The 19113-nt window shown below is 62.4% G+C and carries 20 protein-coding genes; 10 read left to right on the top strand and 10 right to left on the bottom strand.

Annotated features, from left to right (window positions below):
* Nucleotides 1-35: 35 nt before the first annotated feature.
* A complete protein-coding gene (locus ACTJKL_RS22175; protein WP_324763680.1) occupies nt 36-1148 on the top strand; it encodes a LacI family DNA-binding transcriptional regulator in 1113 nt (370 codons plus the stop codon).
* 95 nt (nt 1149-1243) lie between these two features.
* On the opposite strand, the gene ACTJKL_RS22170 is transcribed toward ACTJKL_RS22175, so the two are convergent.
* The 8 genes from ACTJKL_RS22170 to uxaC form a co-directional block, all read right to left on the bottom strand.
* Nucleotides 1244-1579: a cupin domain-containing protein gene (locus ACTJKL_RS22170; RefSeq protein ID WP_100670244.1), complete on the bottom strand. Its 336-nt coding sequence runs from the start codon at nt 1577-1579 to the stop codon at nt 1244-1246.
* Between the two features lie 9 nt (nt 1580-1588).
* Nucleotides 1589-2353, bottom strand: coding sequence for a 2-dehydro-3-deoxy-D-gluconate 5-dehydrogenase KduD (gene kduD / locus ACTJKL_RS22165; RefSeq protein WP_440853805.1), 765 nt, complete (start codon nt 2351-2353; stop codon nt 1589-1591).
* Complete coding sequence (gene kduI / locus ACTJKL_RS22160; RefSeq protein WP_018098824.1) at nt 2350-3198, bottom strand: 5-dehydro-4-deoxy-D-glucuronate isomerase; 849 nt, start codon at nt 3196-3198, stop codon at nt 2350-2352. The genes kduD and kduI overlap by 4 nt, the downstream gene beginning before the upstream one ends.
* A 133-nt stretch (nt 3199-3331) precedes the next feature.
* The gene (locus tag ACTJKL_RS22155; protein ID WP_100670246.1) at nt 3332-4081 is read right to left on the bottom strand and encodes a FadR/GntR family transcriptional regulator; all 750 of its coding nucleotides are present in this window, start codon (nt 4079-4081) and stop codon (nt 3332-3334) included.
* A gap of 8 nt (nt 4082-4089) precedes the next feature.
* Entirely contained in the window at nt 4090-5373 is a 1284-nt protein-coding gene (locus ACTJKL_RS22150; RefSeq protein ID WP_100670247.1) for a TRAP transporter large permease, read from the bottom strand.
* 4 nt (nt 5374-5377) lie between these two features.
* The gene (locus ACTJKL_RS22145; RefSeq protein ID WP_379942372.1) at nt 5378-5938 is read right to left on the bottom strand and encodes a TRAP transporter small permease; all 561 of its coding nucleotides are present in this window, start codon (nt 5936-5938) and stop codon (nt 5378-5380) included.
* A 203-nt stretch (nt 5939-6141) separates the two neighbouring features.
* A complete protein-coding gene (locus ACTJKL_RS22140; protein ID WP_100670249.1) occupies nt 6142-7119 on the bottom strand; it encodes a TRAP transporter substrate-binding protein in 978 nt (325 codons plus the stop codon).
* A 31-nt stretch (nt 7120-7150) separates the two neighbouring features.
* The gene (gene uxaC, locus ACTJKL_RS22135) at nt 7151-8560 is read right to left on the bottom strand and encodes a glucuronate isomerase (RefSeq protein WP_324763684.1); all 1410 of its coding nucleotides are present in this window, start codon (nt 8558-8560) and stop codon (nt 7151-7153) included.
* 157 nt (nt 8561-8717) lie between these two features.
* Between uxaC and ACTJKL_RS22130 the strand changes: the two genes are divergently transcribed.
* The 6 genes from ACTJKL_RS22130 to ACTJKL_RS22105 all read left to right on the top strand — a co-directional run bounded on the left by ACTJKL_RS22130 (nt 8718) and on the right by ACTJKL_RS22105 (nt 14181).
* Nucleotides 8718-9737, top strand: a complete 1020-nt coding sequence (locus ACTJKL_RS22130; protein WP_440853804.1) for a Gfo/Idh/MocA family protein — start codon at nt 8718-8720, stop codon at nt 9735-9737.
* Between the two features lie 94 nt (nt 9738-9831).
* Complete coding sequence (locus ACTJKL_RS22125; RefSeq protein ID WP_440853803.1) at nt 9832-10824, top strand: YihY/virulence factor BrkB family protein; 993 nt, start codon at nt 9832-9834, stop codon at nt 10822-10824.
* 98 nt (nt 10825-10922) lie between these two features.
* The gene (locus ACTJKL_RS22120) at nt 10923-11441 is read left to right on the top strand and encodes a DUF2231 domain-containing protein (protein ID WP_275599140.1); all 519 of its coding nucleotides are present in this window, start codon (nt 10923-10925) and stop codon (nt 11439-11441) included.
* Nucleotides 11442-11703: 262 nt separating this feature from the next.
* Nucleotides 11704-12204, top strand: a complete 501-nt coding sequence (locus tag ACTJKL_RS22115; protein ID WP_100670254.1) for a hypothetical protein — start codon at nt 11704-11706, stop codon at nt 12202-12204.
* A 10-nt stretch (nt 12205-12214) separates the two neighbouring features.
* Complete coding sequence (locus tag ACTJKL_RS22110; RefSeq protein ID WP_100670255.1) at nt 12215-12655, top strand: DUF421 domain-containing protein; 441 nt, start codon at nt 12215-12217, stop codon at nt 12653-12655.
* Nucleotides 12656-13194: 539 nt separating this feature from the next.
* Nucleotides 13195-14181: a YihY/virulence factor BrkB family protein gene (locus ACTJKL_RS22105; protein WP_440853802.1), complete on the top strand. Its 987-nt coding sequence runs from the start codon at nt 13195-13197 to the stop codon at nt 14179-14181.
* A gap of 8 nt (nt 14182-14189) precedes the next feature.
* Here the strand turns inward: ACTJKL_RS22105 and ACTJKL_RS22100 are convergent, their stop codons facing one another.
* Together ACTJKL_RS22100 and ACTJKL_RS22095 are read right to left on the bottom strand one after the other, a co-directional pair.
* Nucleotides 14190-15743 carry a PQQ-dependent sugar dehydrogenase gene (locus ACTJKL_RS22100; protein WP_440853801.1) on the bottom strand — a complete coding sequence of 518 codons (1554 nt, stop codon included), beginning with the start codon at nt 15741-15743 and terminating at the stop codon, nt 14190-14192.
* Nucleotides 15736-16185 (bottom strand): DUF2231 domain-containing protein, encoded by a 450-nt coding sequence (locus ACTJKL_RS22095; RefSeq protein ID WP_440853800.1) that lies wholly within the window; start codon nt 16183-16185, stop codon nt 15736-15738. Before ACTJKL_RS22095 ends, ACTJKL_RS22100 begins: the two co-directional genes overlap by 8 nt.
* Nucleotides 16186-16436: 251 nt before the next feature.
* Between ACTJKL_RS22095 and ACTJKL_RS22090 the strand changes: the two genes are divergently transcribed.
* The 3 genes from ACTJKL_RS22090 to ACTJKL_RS22080 are packed head-to-tail and all read left to right on the top strand — an operon-like array spanning nt 16437 to nt 19113.
* A complete protein-coding gene (locus ACTJKL_RS22090) occupies nt 16437-17018 on the top strand; it encodes a cytochrome c oxidase assembly protein (RefSeq protein WP_440853799.1) in 582 nt (193 codons plus the stop codon).
* Complete coding sequence (locus ACTJKL_RS22085) at nt 17009-18133, top strand: c-type cytochrome (protein WP_440853798.1); 1125 nt, start codon at nt 17009-17011, stop codon at nt 18131-18133. Before ACTJKL_RS22090 ends, ACTJKL_RS22085 begins: the two co-directional genes overlap by 10 nt.
* On the top strand, nt 18130-19113 hold the full coding sequence (locus ACTJKL_RS22080) for a cytochrome c oxidase subunit II (RefSeq protein ID WP_440853797.1): 984 nt from the start codon (nt 18130-18132) through the stop codon (nt 19111-19113). Before ACTJKL_RS22085 ends, ACTJKL_RS22080 begins: the two co-directional genes overlap by 4 nt.

The following is a 19113-nucleotide window of genomic DNA, read 5'->3' as shown; positions in this document are numbered from 1 at the left end:
GAATGCGGCGTTGCAGCGCCGGACTGGGGAACGAAATGGCAAAGGGCAATGGGGGCGGTGCGTCGACTAAGGAAGCGGGCGGCGGCCGGCCGACCATGACCGACGTGGCGCGTATCGCCGGCGTCTCGCAATCGAGCGTTTCCCTCGTTCTGAATGAAATGTCCGGAGCCCGCATCTCGGCCGAAACAAGGGCGCGCGTGCGGGAAGCAGCGCGAAAGATCGGGTACAGGCTGCCGAATACCCGGCAGGATCTCGCCCGTGCTCCCGCGATCGAAAAGGATACGATAGCCTTTATAGTAGACGAGATATCGACCAGTCCGCACCCGGTGGTCAGCCTCGACGGAATTCGCGACTACGCCTTCGAACAGGGCCTGCTCGTTTCCGCGCACGCGACCCGTTCCAACCCCGACCTTGAGAGCGCCGTGCTGCGCGCTGTATTGCGCGATCCGGCAATCGCTGGAGTGATTTATGCGACAATCTTCACACGAAAGGTGAGCGTTCCGCGCGAACTGGCGAACATTCCGACGATTCTGCTGAACTGCTATGCCGAGCCGCGCCAGCACCTGGCGATCGTACCCGGAGAGGTCGCCGGAGGCTTCGCGGCGACGGCGCATCTGACTTCTCTCGGACACCGGCGTATCGGCTTCATCAACGGCGAACCGTGGATGGATGCCGCAATCGATCGGCTCAAAGGCTACAAGCAGGCGCTGGCCACCGCCGATATCGCCTATGACGAATCCCTGGTGCGCAATGGCGACTGGCTGCCCTTGCGCGGCTACGAGGCTGCACTCGAGCTGCTTGCCATCGACAATCCGCCGACCGCCATCTTCTGCGGCAACGACCTGATGGCGATCGGGGCGCTCGAGGCAGCTTCGGAACGCGGGCTTCGCGTGCCGCAGGACCTGTCGGTAATGGGTTACGACGACCAGGAACTCGCCCGCTACACGCATCCGCCGCTTTCGACGCTGGTGCTGCCGAACTATGAAATGGGTCAGAAGGCGGCGGAAATGCTGATCGACATGGCGATACACGGAAAGAACCCGCGCCCGATGACGATCAAGGTGGATGGCCCTCTGGTAGAACGGGGAACGACGGCAGCCATCCCCGAGAGGATGACTGGACGTGCTCTTGCCTTGCGCGAGGGGTGAGCGGCGTCGAACCGGAATGCCCGACGCAGGTGGGACGCGACGGCTTCAAGTCTTGCGGCTGCGCGGTTGCAGACGGAAAACCGCTTCCTTGAAGTCTATTTCAGGAAATCGGCGCGGTGCGGCGTGAAGCTGTCGATCAGCCGGCCGGCCTCCAGCGCCTTTACGCCATGGACCACGCCCGATGGAGCAATGAAACTGTCGCCGGTCGAAAGAACCTGCGTGTGCTCGCCGACGGTGACTTCGAACCTGCCCTCTGCGATATAGCTTCCCTGCACATGAGGGTGTGAGTGGAGTGCGCCGATTCCGCCTTTCTCGAAGGCGAATTCGACCAGCATCAGCTCGTCGGTATGGAGGATCACCCGGCGCCGATTGCCCTGTCCGAGCTCTGTCCATTCGCCGTCGTCGCCACGGGCAAAAAGTTTCGTGTCCATCGTTTTCTCCTATCTGGCGAGCCAGCCGCCGTCGACCGGAACGACGGCGCCATGCATGTAGTCGGAGGCCGGTGCAAGCAGGAAGACCGCCGCATCGCCTATATCGTCCGGCGTGCCCCAGCGCCCGGCAGGGATACGTTCCAGAATGGAGGCGCTGCGCTTTTCGTCGGCGCGCAGAGCTTCCGTGTTGTTGGTGACGACGTAGCCGGGGGCCACGGCATTCACATTGATGCCCTTGGCAGCCCATTCGCATGCCAGCAATCGGGTGATGCCGAGGGCTCCGTGTTTGGACGCGGTATAGGAAGCGACGCGGATGCCGCCCTGAAATGACAGCAGCGAAGCGATGTTGACGATCTTGCCGCGGCTTTCCTCGGCAATGATCCGGCGGCCGAAGGCCTGGCTGAGGAAGAACAGCGAACGCAGATTGATATCGATGACATCATCCCAGTCGACCTCGGTGAAATCCACCGCGTCGGCGCGACGGATTATCCCCGCATTGTTGACCAGGCCCTGCAGCGGGCCGTGCTCGTTCCACAACCCGTCGATGAGGGAGCGGGTGGCTTCGCGATCGCCAAGATCGGCATGGGCCGCAATGAAAGTTCCGCCGGCGTCGGTGACCTTCTTTTCGGTCTCGTCCATGGCGGAGCGGCCCACGCCGATGACCGTGCCGCCCGCCCTCGCGATCGACACCGCGATACCCTGTCCAATCCCGGTATTGGCACCGGTGACGACGACACGGCGGCCGGCAAGGCTGAAGCGCGACGGTAGGCTCATCGCAGCGTCTCCATCGCCACCATCTCCACATCGGTATAGTCGACATTGTCGCCGGCCATGGCCCAGATGAAGGCGTAGTTTGCGGTTCCGCAGCCCGAATGGATCGACCAGGGCGGAGAAAGCACGGCCTCCTCCCTGGCCATCACGATGTGCCGGGTTTCGCTCGGCTCGCCCATGAGGTGCAGGACGCGGGCGCTGTCATCGAGGTCGAAATAGAGATACGCCTCCATTCGCCGGTCGTGCACGTGGCACGGCATGGTGTTCCAGACCGACCCCGGGGCAAGTTGAGTCATGCCGACGACCAACTGGCAGGTCTTGACGCCTTCGGGGTGGATGAACTGGAAGATCGAACGCTCGTTCGAGGTGGCCGCACTGCCGAGGTCGAGCCGTTTGGCATCGCCGATGCGGATATGCCGCCTTGGCAGCGCCTGGTGAGCGGGCGCACTGAGCAGGTAGAATTTGGCGGGCGCGGCCGGGTCCTCGGACGAGAAGGTGACCTCCTCTCCCATGCCGGCATAGGCCATGTCGCGCGGCTCGAGACGGAAGCTTTCGCCATTCATCTCTATAAGGCCGGGGCCGCCGATATTGACGGCGATGAGCTCGCGCCGCTCGAGAAAGCGCGCCGTACCCGTCGGACGGATGGTTTCGAGAGCCAAGGGCTTGTCGACCGGCACGGCACCGCCGACGATCATGCGGTCGTAATGGCTATAGGTGAGCGAGATCCGCCCCTGCCGGAACAGATCGCCAATGTGAAAATTCGCGCGCAAGGCATCGGTGTCCATGCGGGCTGCTGCTGCCGGGTCGACGGCGAAACGAATGGTGTAGTCGATATGGCTTGCGGTCATCGGCTCACGGTCCTCGGATTGGAGCACTTCCAGGAAAAATGTGTAACGGTTTCCGTCCAGGAGTGCGTCGTTTCAAAGTGTTGAAGCGTTCCGCTGCTTCGATAGGCAGCGAAAACGCTCTGGAGATGGGCAATCAGACGCCGCGCTTGGCGGCGTCCCAGGCGGCCTGCTGTCCGCTCAACCGGACACGGTAGCGTTCCTGGCTCGCGGTCAGATGGGCGCGCATGGCCGCGCGGGCAGCTTCCGGATCGCTTTCGGAAATCGCCTTCAGGATCGCCAGATGCTCGCGCTGGAGGCTTTCCTGATATGCTCGAGACAGCACGCTTTCCGTCCCCCAGGGGGAAGCGACGTCGCAAGGGATGGCCCGCAGACCCAACGCATCGAGAACCTCCACGTAATAGGGATTGTTGGTCGCGGCCGCGATCGCCCGGTGGAAGGCAAAGTCGCTCTTTCCGGTTGCCTCGCCGCGCTCGAGCAGGCGATCGAATTCGAAGAAGGCCTCCTGGATCTGGGCCTCCTGGGCGCCATTGCGCCGAAGCGCTGCCAGACCCGCGCTCTCGATCTCGAGCCCCATCCGCACCTCGATGACGTTGAGCGCATGGGAGATCTTGTTGCCGACGTCGAGGCTGATCGAGCCGAAGGCAAGCGTCGGGTGGTCCATGACGAAAACCCCGGCACCCTGCCGCGGCTCCACGAGGCCGTCCGCGGCAAGGGTTGCGATCGCTTCGCGCACCACCGTGCGGCTGACGCCGAAGAACTCGCTCATCCGGCTCTCCGTCGGCAGCTTCTGCCCGGGCTGTATTTCGCCCTTCAGAACCTGCTCCCTTATTGCGTTCGCGACGCGTTCGGAAAGCTTCGGTTTGCGTTCGGTCAGAAGGTCCATGCGGTTTGTCACCCTTTGAAGACGGCCGGCAGCCATAGCGAAAGGGCCGGAACATAGGTGACGAGCCCGAGCACGATCAACCCCGCCAGGTAGAACGGCCATATGCTGCGCATCGCCTGCCAGACGGAAATTTTCCCGACTGCACAGGCGACGAACTGCACGGCGCCCACCGGCGGCGTATTGAGGCCGATGCCGAAGTTCAGGATCATGATGACGCCGAAATGAACCGGGTCGACGCCGTAGGCCATGGCGACGGGCAGGAAGATCGGGGTGCAGATGATGATGGTCGGGCCCATGTCCATGAAGGTGCCGAGGAACAGCATCAGGACGTTGAGCAACAGGAGTATGATGATCGGATTTTCCGAGATCGTGTTCATCCAGTCGATCAGCGCTGCGGGCACTCTGAGGAAGGCCATCAGCCAGGAGAAGGCGGCCGCCATGCCGATGATGAGCAGGACCATGGCCGTCGTGCGCACGGCCGCGAAGGTTGCCTGGACGAAATCCTGCCAGGTCATCTGCCGGTACACGAAGACGGTCACCGCGAGTGCATAGAGGACGGCGATGCAGGAACTCTCGGTCGCGGTGAACACGCCCGAACGTACGCCCCCGAAGATGATGCCGATGAGCAGGAGGCCGGGCGTCGAAACCAGCAGATAGCGCCCGACCCGGGCGAACCCGGGAAAGACCTCCGTCGGATAGCCGCGCCGGCGTGCAACGAAATAGGCGGTAGTCATCAGTGCGGCAGCGTAAAGGAGACCGGGAAGGATGCCGGCGGTGAAGAGATCGGCGATCGAGATCTTTCCGCCTGCCGAGATCGAGTAGATGATCATGTTGTGCGAAGGCGGCAGCATCAGCGCGATCAGGGCCGCCATGGAGGTGACATTGACGGCGTAGTCCGCGCCGTAACCGCGCTGCTTCATCTGCGGGATCATCAGCCCGCCCACAGCCGCGGCTTCCGCCACGGCCGATCCTGAAATGCCGCCGAACAGCGTTGCGGTGACGATGTTGACCTGACCGAGCCCGCCCCGGATGTGCCCGACCAGCGAGGCCGCGAAGGCGACGATCTTCTGGGCGATTCCGCCACGCACCATCAGATCGCCGGCATAGATGAAGAATGGAATGGCAAGCAGCGAAAACACGCTCATGCCGGAATTGAGCCGCTGAAAGATCACCAGCGGCGGCAGCCCCAGATAGAGAACCGTCGCGAAGGACGCGACGCCGAGGCAGAAGGCGATCGGCGTGCCGATCAGCATCAGCAGCGTGAACACGCCGAAGAGGATCATCATGTCCATCGGGTCAGGCCTTTATTTCAGCAGGGTCGAGTTCGGCGGCAACCTCCGCCGGCGGCATTTCGTCGAGAAGATCGTCGATCGGCTCTCCGGCAAGGCGCAGGACGATGCGCTCCAGCGCGAACAGGCAAATGAGGACGCCGCCCGCGACGAGGGGTACATAGCTCCAGCCGCCGGAAATCTGCAGCGACGGCAGGATGGTGTTCCAGGTGAGAGCCACGAGCTGCCCCCCATACCAGATCATGCCGATCCCGAAGGCGAGCGCGACGAGATCGGATGTCATGCGCAGCCAGATCTTGCCGCCTTTCGGCACGAGATAGAGCAGCACGTCGAAGCCGAGATGATAGTTTTCGCGCACCCCGACGGCGGCACCCAAGAAGATGAACCAGCTCATCAGCATGACGGCGCCGGGTTCGGTCCAGCTCGGCGAGTCGTTTAACACGTAGCGGCAGAACACCTGCCAGGCGACGATGAGCGTCATCGCGACGAGGCCCACACCCGCCATCCAAAGCGAGAGAGTGCCCAGCCACGAGAGGCCCCGGCCCAATTTTGCCAATCCGTTGGACAAGGTTTCATTCCTATTGAAAGGGACGGGCAGGCTTCTGCCGCGGCCTTTGCGCTCGATTACGATGATCCTGGGTCGGGTCGATCCAAATCATGAACGTCACCGATTTCAATTGATTAGAGCGGGATGTGGGCGGAGAACCGCACACGCTTTTCCTTATCCCGCTCCAACGCGCATGGGCACAGCAGGCCTGCCCGTCTGACTCGTCACTGCACCGCGCGAACGTCCTCGACCATCTTCTTGAGGACCTCATCGGTGACGTGCTTTTCGTAGACCGGCTTCATCGCGTCGATGAACCCCTGCTTGTCGGGTGTGGTGATCTTCGCGCCGGCCGCTTCGACCTTCGCACGCGACTCCTTCACCTTGGCAGCCCAGAGCTCGCGCTGCTTGGCAACGCTATCCTTCGCTGCCTGCTTGAAGATCTCCTGGTCTTCCGGCGTGAGCTTGTCGAAGACCGCCTTGTTCATGACGAATACCTCCGGAAGGATGGTGTGTTCGTCGAGCGAGAAGTTCTTGGCCACTTCGAAATGCTTGGCGGTGTCGTAGCTTGGAAAATTGTTTTCCGCGCCGTCGATGACGCCCGTTTCGATGCCCGAATAGACTTCGCCGTAGGGCATCGGCGTAGCGTTCGCCCCGAGTGCTGCCACCATATCGACGAAGATGTCCGACTGGATGACGCGGAACTTCAGGCCCTTCATGTCTTCAACCGAATTGATCGGCTTCTGCTTGTTGTAGAAGGAACGCGCGCCGGCGTCATAGAAGGCAAGCACCACCACTCCGGCGCCTTCGAAGGCCTTCTTGATCTGATCGCCGATCGCGCCGTCCATCACCTTGTGCATGTGCTCTTCCGAACGGAAGAGATAGGGCAACGCCGGAACGATCGATTCCTTCACCGTTCCGTTGAAGGGCGCCATCGATACGCGGTTCAGTTCGATGACACCGGAGCGCACCTGCTCGATCGTGTCCTTTTCCTCTCCGAGCTGCGCGGAGTGATAGACCTCGACGGAGTAGCGGCCGGCTGTGCGCTCCTTGACCAGCTCGCCGAAATATTTGACCCCCTCGACCGTCGGATAGCCGTCCGGATGCGTATCGGATGAACGCAGCACCGTCTGAGCATTGGCTGCATTGCCTATGAAAGAAGCGGCGACCAACAGACCGGCCGCCAGTTTGACCAGGATTTTCATGCTTTTCCTCCCGTTTGCATGATGTGAATTCTCAGAGCCGGTACGCCTCCTTGGCGAGACCATAGGCAAGGTCCCGCGCAAGCTCGTACGCCTCATCCTCCCGCAGGCGATGTTCCGCGACCAGACGCGCGAGAAATGCGCAGTCGACCCGGCGCGCAATGTCGTGGCGCGCGGGGATGGACGGAAACGCCCTTGTATCGTCGTTGAACCCGACGGTGTTGTAGAAGCCCGCCGTCTCGGTGGTCATCTCACGGAAGCGGCGCATGCCCTCCGCACTGTCGTGGAACCACCATGCGGGTCCGAGCTTCAGCGCGGGATAGACGCCGGCAAGCGGCGCCAGCTCGCGCGCATAGCTCGTCTCGTCCAGCGTAAAGAGAATGACCGTCAGATCGCGCTCGAGCCCGACTGCGTCGAGCAACGGCTTGAGTGCGGTCACATAATCGGTGCGTGCCGGAATGTCGAAGCCCTTGTCGCGGCCGAACTTTGCCAGGATCGCGGGCGAGTGGTTGCGGAACGAGCCCGGATGAATCTGCATTACGAGCCCATCGTCCAGGCTCATCTTCGCCATCTCGGTCAGCATCTGCGCCCGGAACAAGCGCCGCTCGTCGGCATCCGCCTTGCCCAGCCGCACCCTGTCGAACAGTGCCGCGGCCTCCGCTTGCGAAAGGTTGGCCGTGTCTGCCGTCGCATGGCCGTGATCCGTCGAGGTCGCGCCGAAATTCTTGAAATAGGCGCGGCGGGAGCGATGGGCGTCCAGATAGCCCGACCACGTTGCGGTATCGGCGCCGGTGATGTCGCCGAGCTTGTCGAGATTGGTCGAGAAACCCTGGAAATCCGGATCGACCACCGCGTCGGGACGGTAGGCGGGGACGACCCGTCCTTTCCAGCCGCTTTCCAGTATCTTGCCGTGCCAGCCCAGATCGTCCAGGGCACTGTCGGTCGTGGAGATCACCTCGATATTGAACCGCTCGTAGAGCGCGCGCGGGCGATAATCCGGGCGCCTCAGACAGTCGGCGACATGGTCGTAAAGCCGGTCCGAACTGGCGGCGGAGGGCAGTTCGTCGATGCCGAAAAGCTCGGAGAGCGTATAGTCGAACCAAAGCCGCGTCGGCGTGCCGCGAAAGAGATGGTAGTTCTCGCAGAAACGCCGCCAGATCGCGCGGCCATCCGTCTCGACCGGCGAACCGTCGAGCGCCGGAACGCCGAGCTCTTCCAGCCTGATCCCCTGGCTGAACAGCATGCGGAACACATAATGATCCGGCACGATGAGAAGTTGGGCGGGGTCGGGAAAAGGTTCGTCCAGCGCATACCAGCGCGGCTCCGTATGCCCGTGCGGGCTGACGATCGGCAGACCGCTTACTTCGGCATATAGCCTCCGCGCCAGCGCACGGGTGCGCTCTTCGGCCGGAAACAACAGATCTGGATCGATCAGTCCCCTCATCGCTCTCCCGCTCCTCCAACAGGTGCTCTATGGCTACGGCTTGTAAAATATATTGTCAACATACAAACTTCATGAAGTTGTATGATGACTTTCTTGCCGCGCATCGCTGCAGGATGTAGAGAGAGGTCCGGAGGAACTGTGCTGAGGGGGTGACGGAATGAAAAAGACGCGTATCGGCGTGATCGGACTCGGCATGGCGGCTGGCCCGCATGCCAAAAGCCTGCTGGACCTTGAGGAGAGAGTTGACGTCGCTGCCGCCTACAGTCCCACGGCCGCCAGGCGGGCCGCCTTTTCCGAGGCCTATGGTTTCGCGACTTGCGACTCCGCCGCGACGATCTTCCATGATCCGTCGATCACGGCCGTCATGATATTGACGCCGCCGAGCACGCATCTCGATCTGGTGCGGCAGGCGGCCGAAGCGGGCAAGCATGTGCTTCTCGAAAAACCGCTGGAGATCACCCCGGAGCGATCGGAAGCCCTGGTGACGGTGGCCGAGCGCGCCGGAATAAAACTCGGCATCGTGCTTCAGCACCGCTTTCGCAGGGTCAGCCAGGAACTTGCGAGGCTCATCGATGAAGGCTGCCTCGGCCAAATCGTCAGTGCTTCGGCCCGGCTGCACAACTGGCGGCCGCAGAGCTATTACGATCAACCGGGCCGGGGTACGCGGGCTCGCGACGGCGGCGGCGTGCTTCTCACCCAGGCCATACACACCCTCGACCTTCTCGTTTCGCTCACTGGCCTGCCGGAAGAGGTCAAGGCCTATGCGGCGACGAGCGGAATCCACCGCATGGAAACCGAAGACCTGGCGATGGCGGCGATCCGCTTCGCGGGCGGCGCGATAGGCACCGTGAGCGCGACCACCTGCGCCTATCCCGGCTATCCGGACGAGATAGATATAATCGGGACACGCGGCATGGCGCGTCTGGGCGGCCGGCTGCTTGCCGTTTCCTTCCACGACGGAACGGAATTCTCGATCGAGGATGAGGCCGCGGGTGGTGCCGGCGCCGATCCGATGGCATTCCCGCATCACCATCACCGTGCGGTCCTTGCCGACTTTCTCGATGCCGTCGAGGGTAATGGCGAACCGCGCGTCAACGGGCGCGAGGCGCTGAAGGTCCACCGGCTCATCAATGCGCTTCTCGGCGCTTCAGAAAGCGGGCAGGCGCACCGCCTCTGAGCCGTCGCGTCCCGGAACAAGCTATTTTCCGCGGCGTTGGATAGGCATGCGGCGAGGCGAAAGCCGGGTTCCGTCACCGGGCGGGCGTTGATTCATGGGTGCGAACGAAATCGAACTTGCCGAAAAGCTGGAGGCCGCGGAGCCGGGCAGGGGGCGTGCAGCCGACACGCCCGCGGATATCCCCGCCAAGGGGATGCGGGACGTCTTCTGGCGGGTGCTTTCCGAAATTGGCGAAGAGCGGGTCATGCTGATAGCCGCGGGGGTAAGCTTCTACCTTCTGCTGTCGCTCTTTCCCGCGATGGGTGCCCTCGTCTCGATCTACGGGCTCGTCGCGGACCCGTCGGAAATCGGCACCCATGTCGGTATCCTGCAGGTGATTCTGCCGGCGGACTCCTACGGGCTGATCATGGACCAGCTGGAGACCCTGACGACGCAGAAGCCCTCCACTCTCGGCATCAGTTTCTTCGTGAGCCTGTCAATCTCACTGTGGTTGGCAGCCAACGGCATTGCCGCCCTCTTCGACGCGATGAACGTCGCCTATGGAGAAAGGGAAAAGAGAGGCTTTCTGTCGAGAACCCTCCTGTGCATCGCGTTCACCTTCGCGGCGCTCCTCTTCGCGGTGGCGCTGATCGCGGCGATCGGCGTCGTGCCGGCCGTACTGGCCTATGTGTGGGTCGATCGTTGGGTCGAGCTCGTGACCCGAGCGGCGAGATGGCCGGTGGTACTCCTCCTCGTTACCTTCGGCACCATCCTCATCTATCGTTTCGGGCCGAGCCGCGAGCGGGCGAAGTTGCGGTGGCTGAACTGGGGCGCGGTGTTCAGTACCTTGTTTTGGCTGGACGCCTCATGGCTCTTTTCCTACTATCTAGAACATTTCGCCAACTACAACGCGACATACGGCGCTCTCGGCGCGCTTGCCGGTCTCATGACATGGGTGTGGATCTCGGTGATGATTCTCCTCATCGGCGCACTCATCAACGCCGAACTCGAACACCAGACGGCGGTAGATTCGACGACGGGCAAGCCGCTCCCGTTGGGCGAGCGCGGCGCTCATGTGGCCGATACCATCGGCAAGGCGGCTGATTGATCAGCCGCGGCATGCGCCGGTTCGCATCGCCAAGGAACAATCGCCGCTTCTTACGCATTTCAGGATCACCGGGACTTGCGGTGCTGGAGGACTATGCCATGGCAGATCGTGACCTCTTGGGTCTGGCGGCCAGCGCGAAGATCGGCGGGCATCCGATCCATCCGATGCTCGTTCCCTTTCCAATCGCGCTTCTTGTCGCAACGTTCATATGTGACATCGTGTATCTTGCGAACGGAAATTCATTCTGGGCAGACGTATCTATGTGGTCGCTCGGTGCAGCCATCGTGATGGCAGCCCTGGCCGCTCTCGCCGGACTGACGGATTTCCTCGGAAACGCCCTTATTCGGGCGATCGACGACGCCTGGAAGCACATGATCGGAAACGTTGTCGTCGTACTCCTCGCGGTCGCCAGTTTTTGGCTGCGCTACGCGAACGGTTCCGTCGAGGCCGTCTGGCCCTGGGGCCTTCTACTATCTCTCGCCACCGTCCTGCTACTTCTCTACACCGGCTGGAAAGGCGGGGAGCTCGTCTATCATCATCGGGTCGGCATGGACCCCGAGGCGGAGGACGGCGCTGCCACGCCATCCATTACCAGGCCCGGGACGAAGCACATCTAAACGCCCTCTCGTCCTCGGCGGCAACCAGCCGATTTCCGGTTGCCGCCCGTCTCCTTCTATTCGATGCGGTCGTAGGAGAACTGGATTCCAGGCCGCCCGTTTCGACGAACCGGCGCGGCGCGGGCTGCTGCCTTCTGCGTGGACACTGCTTGAGTTCTGCGGCGGACGTCGACGCAAGGAAGCGGGCCGTCATACAGGGTGGTTCACGGAACATTTCCGCCCGTTCAGCCATTCTACAAAGCTCAAGGGCGAGGTCTAAGCTTTGGATCAACCACCAGTTCGACCGGACGGATTGCAGATCGAAGAGCATCGCACGTTCCAGGAGTTTTTCTGGAAAGTAGAGCGCGTCGCATGGATCGTTTTTGGACTGACGCTGCTTGCCGCCGTCCTGGGCGTTACCGGCTCAAGGGGCTGGCTACAGAGGCAGACCGTGACGTTCGCCGGTGGCGCCGTCGATATGCCCCGTTTCAGCCGTTGGGAGGCTTCCGAGACGCTGAACGCTTCATTGGCCGGCGGCGAGAACGAACGTCGCCTGACCTTGTCGCCCGAATTCTTCAAAAGCTTTCAGGTGGAGGATATGGATCCGCCACCGCTCTCTGCTGAAGCAGGCGATGAAGGGCTGGTATACCGCTTCCGGTCCGCTTCGCGGCAGCCCCTCGTGCTGACTCTGCACCTCCGTGCCCAAACTCCGGGTGTCGTTTCCTACCGGGCAAGTATCGATGACGAGCCGGTAAAGGAGGTGCGGACGATCGTCTGGCCCTAGGAGATACGTCATGGACTCCGTCGTTCGCGGTATTACGATCTATTTTATACTCCTCGCCGCGCTCCGGCTTTCCGGCCGGCGCACGGTTGCACAGATGACCACCTTCGACTTCGTGCTGCTCCTCATCATCGCCGAGACGACTCAGCAGGCGCTGCTCGGCGACGACTTCTCCATCGTCAACGCAACATTGCTCATCCTGACGCTTTTCGGCGTCGATATCGTTCTCTCCTACGTCAAGCAATGGTCGCCGAAGATCGCTCTGTTTCTCGACGGCACGCCGACGGTGCTTATCGCCGACGGGAAGGTCGACGAACGCGCCGTGAGAAGAGCCCGGGTCGACATCGAGGACATACTTGTCGCGGCCCGAGAGCAGCAGGGTCTGGCTCGCCTCGACCAGATCAAATTCGCTGTTCTCGAGGCGGACGGGGGAATAAGCATCATTCCGAGATGACAACGCGGTGCCAAGCTGGAAATCCCGGTTCGTCCGCCAATGTAGGTGCCACTTATTTCGATCTCATCGTGCAACGATACTCCCCCTTGACACATGCGATCTTGGGCGAGGAGCACTCGGCCACTCCGTCGATCAACGAACAAACAGAGCATTGATCATTGAACTCGAGGCAGTCGGGATTGGCATCTACGAAATTCTTCATGGCCAGGCTTTGACTTCGAACTTTTCCCTTTTCGTGCTGCACATTCCCCGCGATCGCCGGAAGAAACGGAGTAGCCGCAGACAAAAATATGGCGGTGGCGCAGCGTCGCAAGTTTCATGATTCAGTTCTTTTCAAATCCGAAAACGCGTCACGAGAGCATGGAGCACTTCTTATGAGAAAATAAGTCGTGCCGTGAAGTAAGGGCTTCGCGCCCGAATAGGGGGGATCGCAAGGAACAAGCCATCGCCTGGCGTGTTCGAATGCCACCGGCGTTCGCCCGCCATCGGCAAGCCCGATCAGCGGCACGGCGGACTTTCGAACCCGTGAGGAAGAGCAGATGAAATCCGGTGATGCAAAGAGGGGAACTGACGAAAAGGCTCAAAAGGAGGGCAGGGGACGCGCGGCCGACAGCCCGGGCGAAATTCCAGCGAGGGGTCTGCGTGACGTCTTCTGGCGGGTGGTTTCACAGATCAGCGAGGACCGGATTTCGCTCGTTGCCGCCGGCGTCACCTTTTATGTGCTCCTCTCCATATTTCCAGCGCTCGGCTCGCTCGTCTCCATCTACGGTCTCGTTTCCGATCCGGCCGCGATCGCCGAGCAGGCTACATTGCTCGCTACCGTGCTCCCGGCGCAGTCGCTTCAAATGATGACCGATCAATTGGAAACCCTGACGTCCCAGGAAACGTCCAGCCTGAGCCTCGGCTTCATAGGCGGGTTGCTCTTCGCTCTCTGGAGTGCGCGCAACGGCGTAGGCGCCCTTTTCGAAGCGATGAATATCGCCTATGACGAGAGGGAAAAGCGTGGCTTCGTCCGGCTGGCACTGTTAAGCATCGGCTTCACGCTGGCCGGTTTGATCCTAACCGCCGTCCTCATCGCGGCCATTGCCATATTGCCGGCAGTGCTGGCCTTTCTCCACCTGGAACTGGAAGGTCTCCTCAGGTTCGTGCGCTGGCCCGTGATGCTGTTGCTCGTAGCGGCGGGCATCACCCTGATCTATCGCTATGGTCCTAGCCGGGAGCCGGCCAAACTCAGGTGGCTTACCTGGGGTGCAGCCCTGAGCACGATCTGCTGGCTCGTCGCGTCCCTGGCGTTCTCGTATTACATCGACAATTTTGCAAACTACAATGCCACCTACGGCGCTCTCGGCACGCTGATCGGCTTCATGCTCTGGATCTGGATATCCACGATGATCGTCATCATCGGTGCTGAACTCAATGCCGAGCTGGAACATCAGACGGCGAGGGATTCAACGACAGGGCGGCCCAAGGAGCTCGGAAAGCGCGATGCCTATGTCGCCGACACGGTCGGCGACGCCGAGGATTAGATCGGGAATTATTGCTGTGGCTCCGGTGATCCCTGTTCCGTAGCCCTCGGCAGAGTAGCCGGCGCGACATCGGTCTGCGGCGGCTCCGGAGGCGTGGCACCGGTTGCGGGAGGAGCGGCCCGTCCGGATGTTCCACCTGTCTCACCCGCTGGCGGACTGGCTTCGCTGGTGACCGCGCTATTCCTCTGTCCGTCCGTACCGACAGGGCTCGGCGTGACCCTGCCGTCGGCTCCGGCGATGCGCCAGACGGTGTTGCCGGCGTCGTCGGCCACAAGCAGCGCCCCGGTCCCGTCGATCGCAACGCCGACCGGACGACCGCGTGCCTGATCGCCTTCGATGAAGCCGGTCACGACGTCCTGAGCCTTCCCGGCCGGCCGGCCGTTTTCGAAGGGGACATAGACGACCTTGTAGCCGTTGAAGCTGCTGCGGTTCCAGCTCCCGTGCTCGCCTATGAAGGCGCCGTTGGCGAAGGGCTCCGGCAAGGCGGAGCCGTTGGAGAAGACCAGGCCCAGGGCGGCGACGTGGCTGGAAAGAGCATAGTCCGGGGGGATCGCTTTCTCGACCATGTCGGGCCGCGGCGGATGGACCCGCTCGTCCACATGAGCGCCGTAATAGCTCCATGGCCAGCCGTAGAAAGCGCCTTCCTGCACCGAGGTCATGTAGTCCGGCACCAGATTCGGCCCCAGCTCGTCACGCTCGTTGACGACCGTCCAGAGCACGCCGGTCTCCGGATGGAAGATCAACCCGTTCGGGTTGCGAAGGCCGGACGCGAAGACGCGGGCCGCACCCGTTTCCCGATCTACCTGCCAGATCGCAGCGCGGCCCTTTTCGGCCTCGAGCCCGCGCTCGGCCACGTTCGAGTTGGAACCGACGGAGGCATAGAGGTAGCGCCCGTCGGGGCTGAGGGCCAGATCCTTGGTCCAGTGATGGTTGATCGGGCCACCAGGAAGCGGTGTTAGAACCCGCGGCTCGCCGGTGATCTCCGCCTGCCCGAGCTGATAGGGATAGGCGAGGATCGCATCGGCCGCAGCCACGTAAAGCGTTCCGTCGTGCCAGGCCACTCCGAAAGGAGAATTGAGCCCCGTCAGCAGGTCGTGGCGTTCGTCCACCGTTCCGTCGCGATCGGTATCGCGGAGCAGCGTGATCAGATTGCTTTCCTTTTCGGGGCCGGCACCACCGCCGTGGGCCATGGACATGATCCAACCCCGGATCATGTCCTTCGGCCGCTCTATCGGCTTGCCCGAGGGTTCGCGCGATTGAACGACGAGAACGTCGCCGTTCGGCAGCGTATGGACGGTCCTCGGATTGGCAAGGTCCTTCGCGTAGGCGGCAATGACGAGATTGTCGGGAACGCTCGGTGTCGTGCCGTCCTGCCAGCCGACGACCTCGGCGATCTTCATGTCCGGCATGAGTTCCGATGTCGGTTCCGGCAAGACCGGATCGGGGCCGATCTGCTGCGAAACATCGAAATCCGCGCCGTCATCGCTGCAGCCTGCGAGCGCCAGGAGGAGAACGCCGGTTCCGATGAGGAATCTTGCACGGAAGAAGGCAGAGCTATTCATAACCGCTCACTCCGGATTGCCTGTAGAGGGTGGCGCGGCCAAGCAAAGCGAAGAGGATCGTCAGAAGCACCGTCGCCGCGGAGAGGATCAACCCGTAGGGTACCACAGCCGTCCAGCCATCGGCGGCATGGACGAGGTTGTTGACGAAGGCGAGACCGAAGACGAGGACGTAGCCGATTACATGGAGCCAAACCGCCCCTTGCCTACGCCGCTCCCTTCGAAACAGGAACTCCAATACACCGGCCACGCCAGCAATCACGCCGGCAATGATGCCGGCAAAGAGCAGCCAGGCGGAGAAGTTCTGCCACATGATATGTCCCGTCTGCCAGAAGGCGATATCGGTCAGAAGGGCGAGCGTAAAACAGACGACCGGAAACGGCACGAGCAACGAATGGACCGGGGTGGTGACTGTCGCGGCAGTCGATGCGGAATTTAGATTCATCGGCGCCTCCTGTTCGGTCGACCGTTGAAACCTCGGGCCCGCCCATTTGTTCCGGGAGCGCTCGCGGCGGGCGGTTCGACCGTCTACGCAACCACAGGAGGTGCGGATTGGAACCATGAAGCACCCCAAACAGTTTCGCCTTGCGACACAGTAATTCGATGCCGTGTTTCGACCGGCGGCCTGCGCCGGCGACCTTTCTGAAACCTGACCGGCGGGGTCTTGGTCAGCCGCTCGGAGGACTAGGGGGCGTGATGGGGCCGTTGGCGACGCATATGGCAGTGCACATCCTGCTGATGAACCTCGCCGCGCCCTTGGCTGCAGTCGCAATGACTTGGGGTCGGCCGCAGCGGCGGGAAATCGCCGGGTGGGCTCTGCCGCTTGCGACACTTGCGCAGATCGCCGCCCTCTGGGCCTGGCATGCGCCGCCATTTCTCAAGCGGGCCCTGGAATTTCCCACTGTTCATTTGCTCATGAATGCCAGCCTGTTCCTGACCGCATTCCTGTTCTGGCGGGCGGTCCTGCTTCTTCATGGCAAGCGTTCCTGGCAACCGATCGTTGCCCTTCTGATGACCAGCAAGCTCTATTGTCTTCTCGCCGTACTCTTCGTCTTCGCGCCGCGAGCGCTCTACCCCGCTTTCGCTGCATCCCACACGGCGCATGCAACTGGAACCCTGAACGCAACTTTGGCCGATCAGCAGCTCGCGGGGCTTATCATGCTGGTCGTCTGTCCTGTGACCTATGTTCTCGCAGGGATCGTGATTGCCGCGCGCTGGCTTTTGACGATGGAGGAAGACGAGGCCGGATCCAGAGCAGGTGCAGCAGCGTGGACCTGAGAAACCTTCACTGGACGGCCGTTGCGAAAATCGTCGGGGTCGGCGCCGTGCTGCTCGTGACCGCGGGCGTCGTGTTCGTCTGGTCCGGTGTCTACAACGTCGCGGCCTCCAAGGACCACCTGCGGATTACGACATGGATCCTGACGCTGATCCGCGAACGATCGATCGCCAACCGAAGCTTTACGATCGAAGTTCCGCCGCTTGATGACGATGGCATGATCCGACTCGGGGCATCCCATTTCGAAGGTGCGTGCGTAGCGTGCCACAACCGGCCCGGCGAAGAGATAAATCCGATCGTCAGCGGCATGCTGCCCCCGCCTCCGGATCTGATGGACATCGGCAAGCGCCGCCCGCCGGAGGAGATCTTCTGGATCGTCAAGCACGGCCTCAAATATACCGGCATGCCGGCATGGCCGAATACCCGGCGCGACGACGAAGTCTGGGCCGTCACGGCATTCCTCGCAAGCCTGCCCGCAACGGCAGGCAATTATCCCGACCTGGCAGGCCTCACGCGCAGCCAGGCGAGTAGAGATGAGGGATCCGTGAGCGGCAGCGCCTTGACCGCCTGCGGGCGCTGCCATGAACGCGAAGGCACAGGCACGAACGGCGACCGTGTCCCGCGGCTCGCGGGACTGCCCGAAGCCTATCTCCTGCGCAGTCTCCAGGAATATGCGCAGGGTGCCCGGGCGAGCGGTGCCATGGAACCGGTCGCCGACCTTCTGTCAGAGGACGCCATGCGGGAGCTGGCAGCGCATTACTCGGCGCTTCAGCCAACCGCCGGAAACCAATCGGCGCCACCTGACCCTGAGCAACTCAGGCGCGGCGAAGCCATAGCCAGGCGCGGCATCGCGCATCAGGGCGTACCGGCCTGCCTGAGCTGCCATTCCGGACGTCAATCGCAGCAGTTTCCGGTCCTCGCCGGCCAGCATGCCGAGTACATAGAGGAGCAGATACGGCTCTGGCGGCGCGGCGGGCGGATCGGGACCCCCTATGGGAGGATCATGACGGCGGTTGCCGGCGCACTGGACGAAGCGCAGATCGAAGACGTCGCCGCCTATCTGGGTTCGCTGCCTCCGGGAAGCGCCACGGCGCCGATGACGGAGGCGAACCGATGAGGCTCGCCCGATATTTCGCGGTGGCAAGCTCTCTCGCGCTGCAGGGCTGCGCCGGGCTGCAGTCCGCGCTCGATCCTTCCGGAGCGGAAGCCGAGCGCATCGGCACGCTCAGTTGGTTGCTGATCCTGTTCTCTACCGCCATTCTCGTCGGGGTCTGCGTGATCACGGCGGTCGCGCTTTTCGGTGGTGAGCGCTGGCGTGCCCGCATCGCGGGCGAAAGGGTGGTCATCAGTGGCGGTCTCGTTTTCCCGATCCTCGCTCTCAGCGTCCTGCTGGGCTATGGCTTCTATCTTATGGCGCCCGGCACCACTGCGGCCCGTTCGCAGGGCGGATTGCGCATCGAGGTCGTAGGCGAGCGCTGGTGGTGGCGGGTGACCTATGTCGACGAGACCGGTCGCCGCATCGAGAGCGCCAACGAAATCAGGCTGCCTGTCGGGCGGCCGGTGAAATTGGAACTGACATCGGCAGACGTTATTCACAGCTTCTGGGTGCCGCGGCTCGCCGGCAAGCTCGACATGATCCCCGGCCATACCAACACGCTGACGCTTCAAGCGACGAAGGCCGGCATCAGTCGCGGCCAATGTGCGGAATATTGCGGCGGGCCGCATGCCTTCATGTCCTTTCACGTGATCGCCATGCCCGAAGATCAGTTTTCCTCCTGGCTGGCAGGTGAGGCCGGCGACGCCTCGGCTGCGAAACAGGATCAGGCCGCAGGGCAGGCGCTGTTCCTCTCCTCCGGCTGTGCCGCATGCCACCGGGTCCGCGGCACGGATGCCCGGGGTACGATCGGCCCCGATCTCACGCATGTGGGCAGCCGGCACTCGCTTGCCGCTGCCACGCTCGAGAACGATGTCGCCGCCTTCGTCCGCTGGATCCGCGACGGCCAGCACGTGAAGCCGGAAAATCTGATGCCGCCATACGAGATCTTCACCGACGACGAATTGCGGCAGCTCGCCGCCTATCTGGACCAGTTGAGGTGA

Origin of the sequence: Sinorhizobium sp. 22678, assembly GCF_052044265.1 — a bacterium.
GTDB lineage: Bacteria > Pseudomonadota > Alphaproteobacteria > Rhizobiales > Rhizobiaceae > Sinorhizobium > Sinorhizobium meliloti_A.
This window is presented reverse-complemented; position numbering and strand designations above follow the sequence as displayed.

Excerpts from the sequence above, each read along its gene's own strand:
- ACTJKL_RS22175 (WP_324763680.1), top strand. The coding sequence starts at position 36 with ATGGCAAAGGGCAATGGGGGCGGTGCGTCGACTAAGGAAGCGGGCGGC.
- ACTJKL_RS22170 (WP_100670244.1), bottom strand. The coding sequence starts at position 1,579 with ATGGACACGAAACTTTTTGCCCGTGGCGACGACGGCGAATGGACAGAG.
- kduD (WP_440853805.1), bottom strand. The coding sequence starts at position 2,353 with ATGAGCCTACCGTCGCGCTTCAGCCTTGCCGGCCGCCGTGTCGTCGTC.
- kduI (WP_018098824.1), bottom strand. The coding sequence starts at position 3,198 with ATGACCGCAAGCCATATCGACTACACCATTCGTTTCGCCGTCGACCCG.
- ACTJKL_RS22155 (WP_100670246.1), bottom strand. The coding sequence starts at position 4,081 with ATGGACCTTCTGACCGAACGCAAACCGAAGCTTTCCGAACGCGTCGCG.
- ACTJKL_RS22150 (WP_100670247.1), bottom strand. The coding sequence starts at position 5,373 with ATGGACATGATGATCCTCTTCGGCGTGTTCACGCTGCTGATGCTGATC.
- ACTJKL_RS22140 (WP_100670249.1), bottom strand. The coding sequence starts at position 7,119 with ATGAAAATCCTGGTCAAACTGGCGGCCGGTCTGTTGGTCGCCGCTTCT.
- uxaC (WP_324763684.1), bottom strand. The coding sequence starts at position 8,560 with ATGAGGGGACTGATCGATCCAGATCTGTTGTTTCCGGCCGAAGAGCGC.
- ACTJKL_RS22130 (WP_440853804.1), top strand. The coding sequence starts at position 8,718 with ATGAAAAAGACGCGTATCGGCGTGATCGGACTCGGCATGGCGGCTGGC.
- ACTJKL_RS22125 (WP_440853803.1), top strand. The coding sequence starts at position 9,832 with ATGGGTGCGAACGAAATCGAACTTGCCGAAAAGCTGGAGGCCGCGGAG.
- ACTJKL_RS22120 (WP_275599140.1), top strand. The coding sequence starts at position 10,923 with ATGGCAGATCGTGACCTCTTGGGTCTGGCGGCCAGCGCGAAGATCGGC.
- ACTJKL_RS22110 (WP_100670255.1), top strand. The coding sequence starts at position 12,215 with ATGGACTCCGTCGTTCGCGGTATTACGATCTATTTTATACTCCTCGCC.
- ACTJKL_RS22105 (WP_440853802.1), top strand. The coding sequence starts at position 13,195 with ATGAAATCCGGTGATGCAAAGAGGGGAACTGACGAAAAGGCTCAAAAG.
- ACTJKL_RS22100 (WP_440853801.1), bottom strand. The coding sequence starts at position 15,743 with ATGAATAGCTCTGCCTTCTTCCGTGCAAGATTCCTCATCGGAACCGGC.
- ACTJKL_RS22095 (WP_440853800.1), bottom strand. The coding sequence starts at position 16,185 with ATGAATCTAAATTCCGCATCGACTGCCGCGACAGTCACCACCCCGGTC.
- ACTJKL_RS22090 (WP_440853799.1), top strand. The coding sequence starts at position 16,437 with ATGGGGCCGTTGGCGACGCATATGGCAGTGCACATCCTGCTGATGAAC.
- ACTJKL_RS22080 (WP_440853797.1), top strand. The coding sequence starts at position 18,130 with ATGAGGCTCGCCCGATATTTCGCGGTGGCAAGCTCTCTCGCGCTGCAG.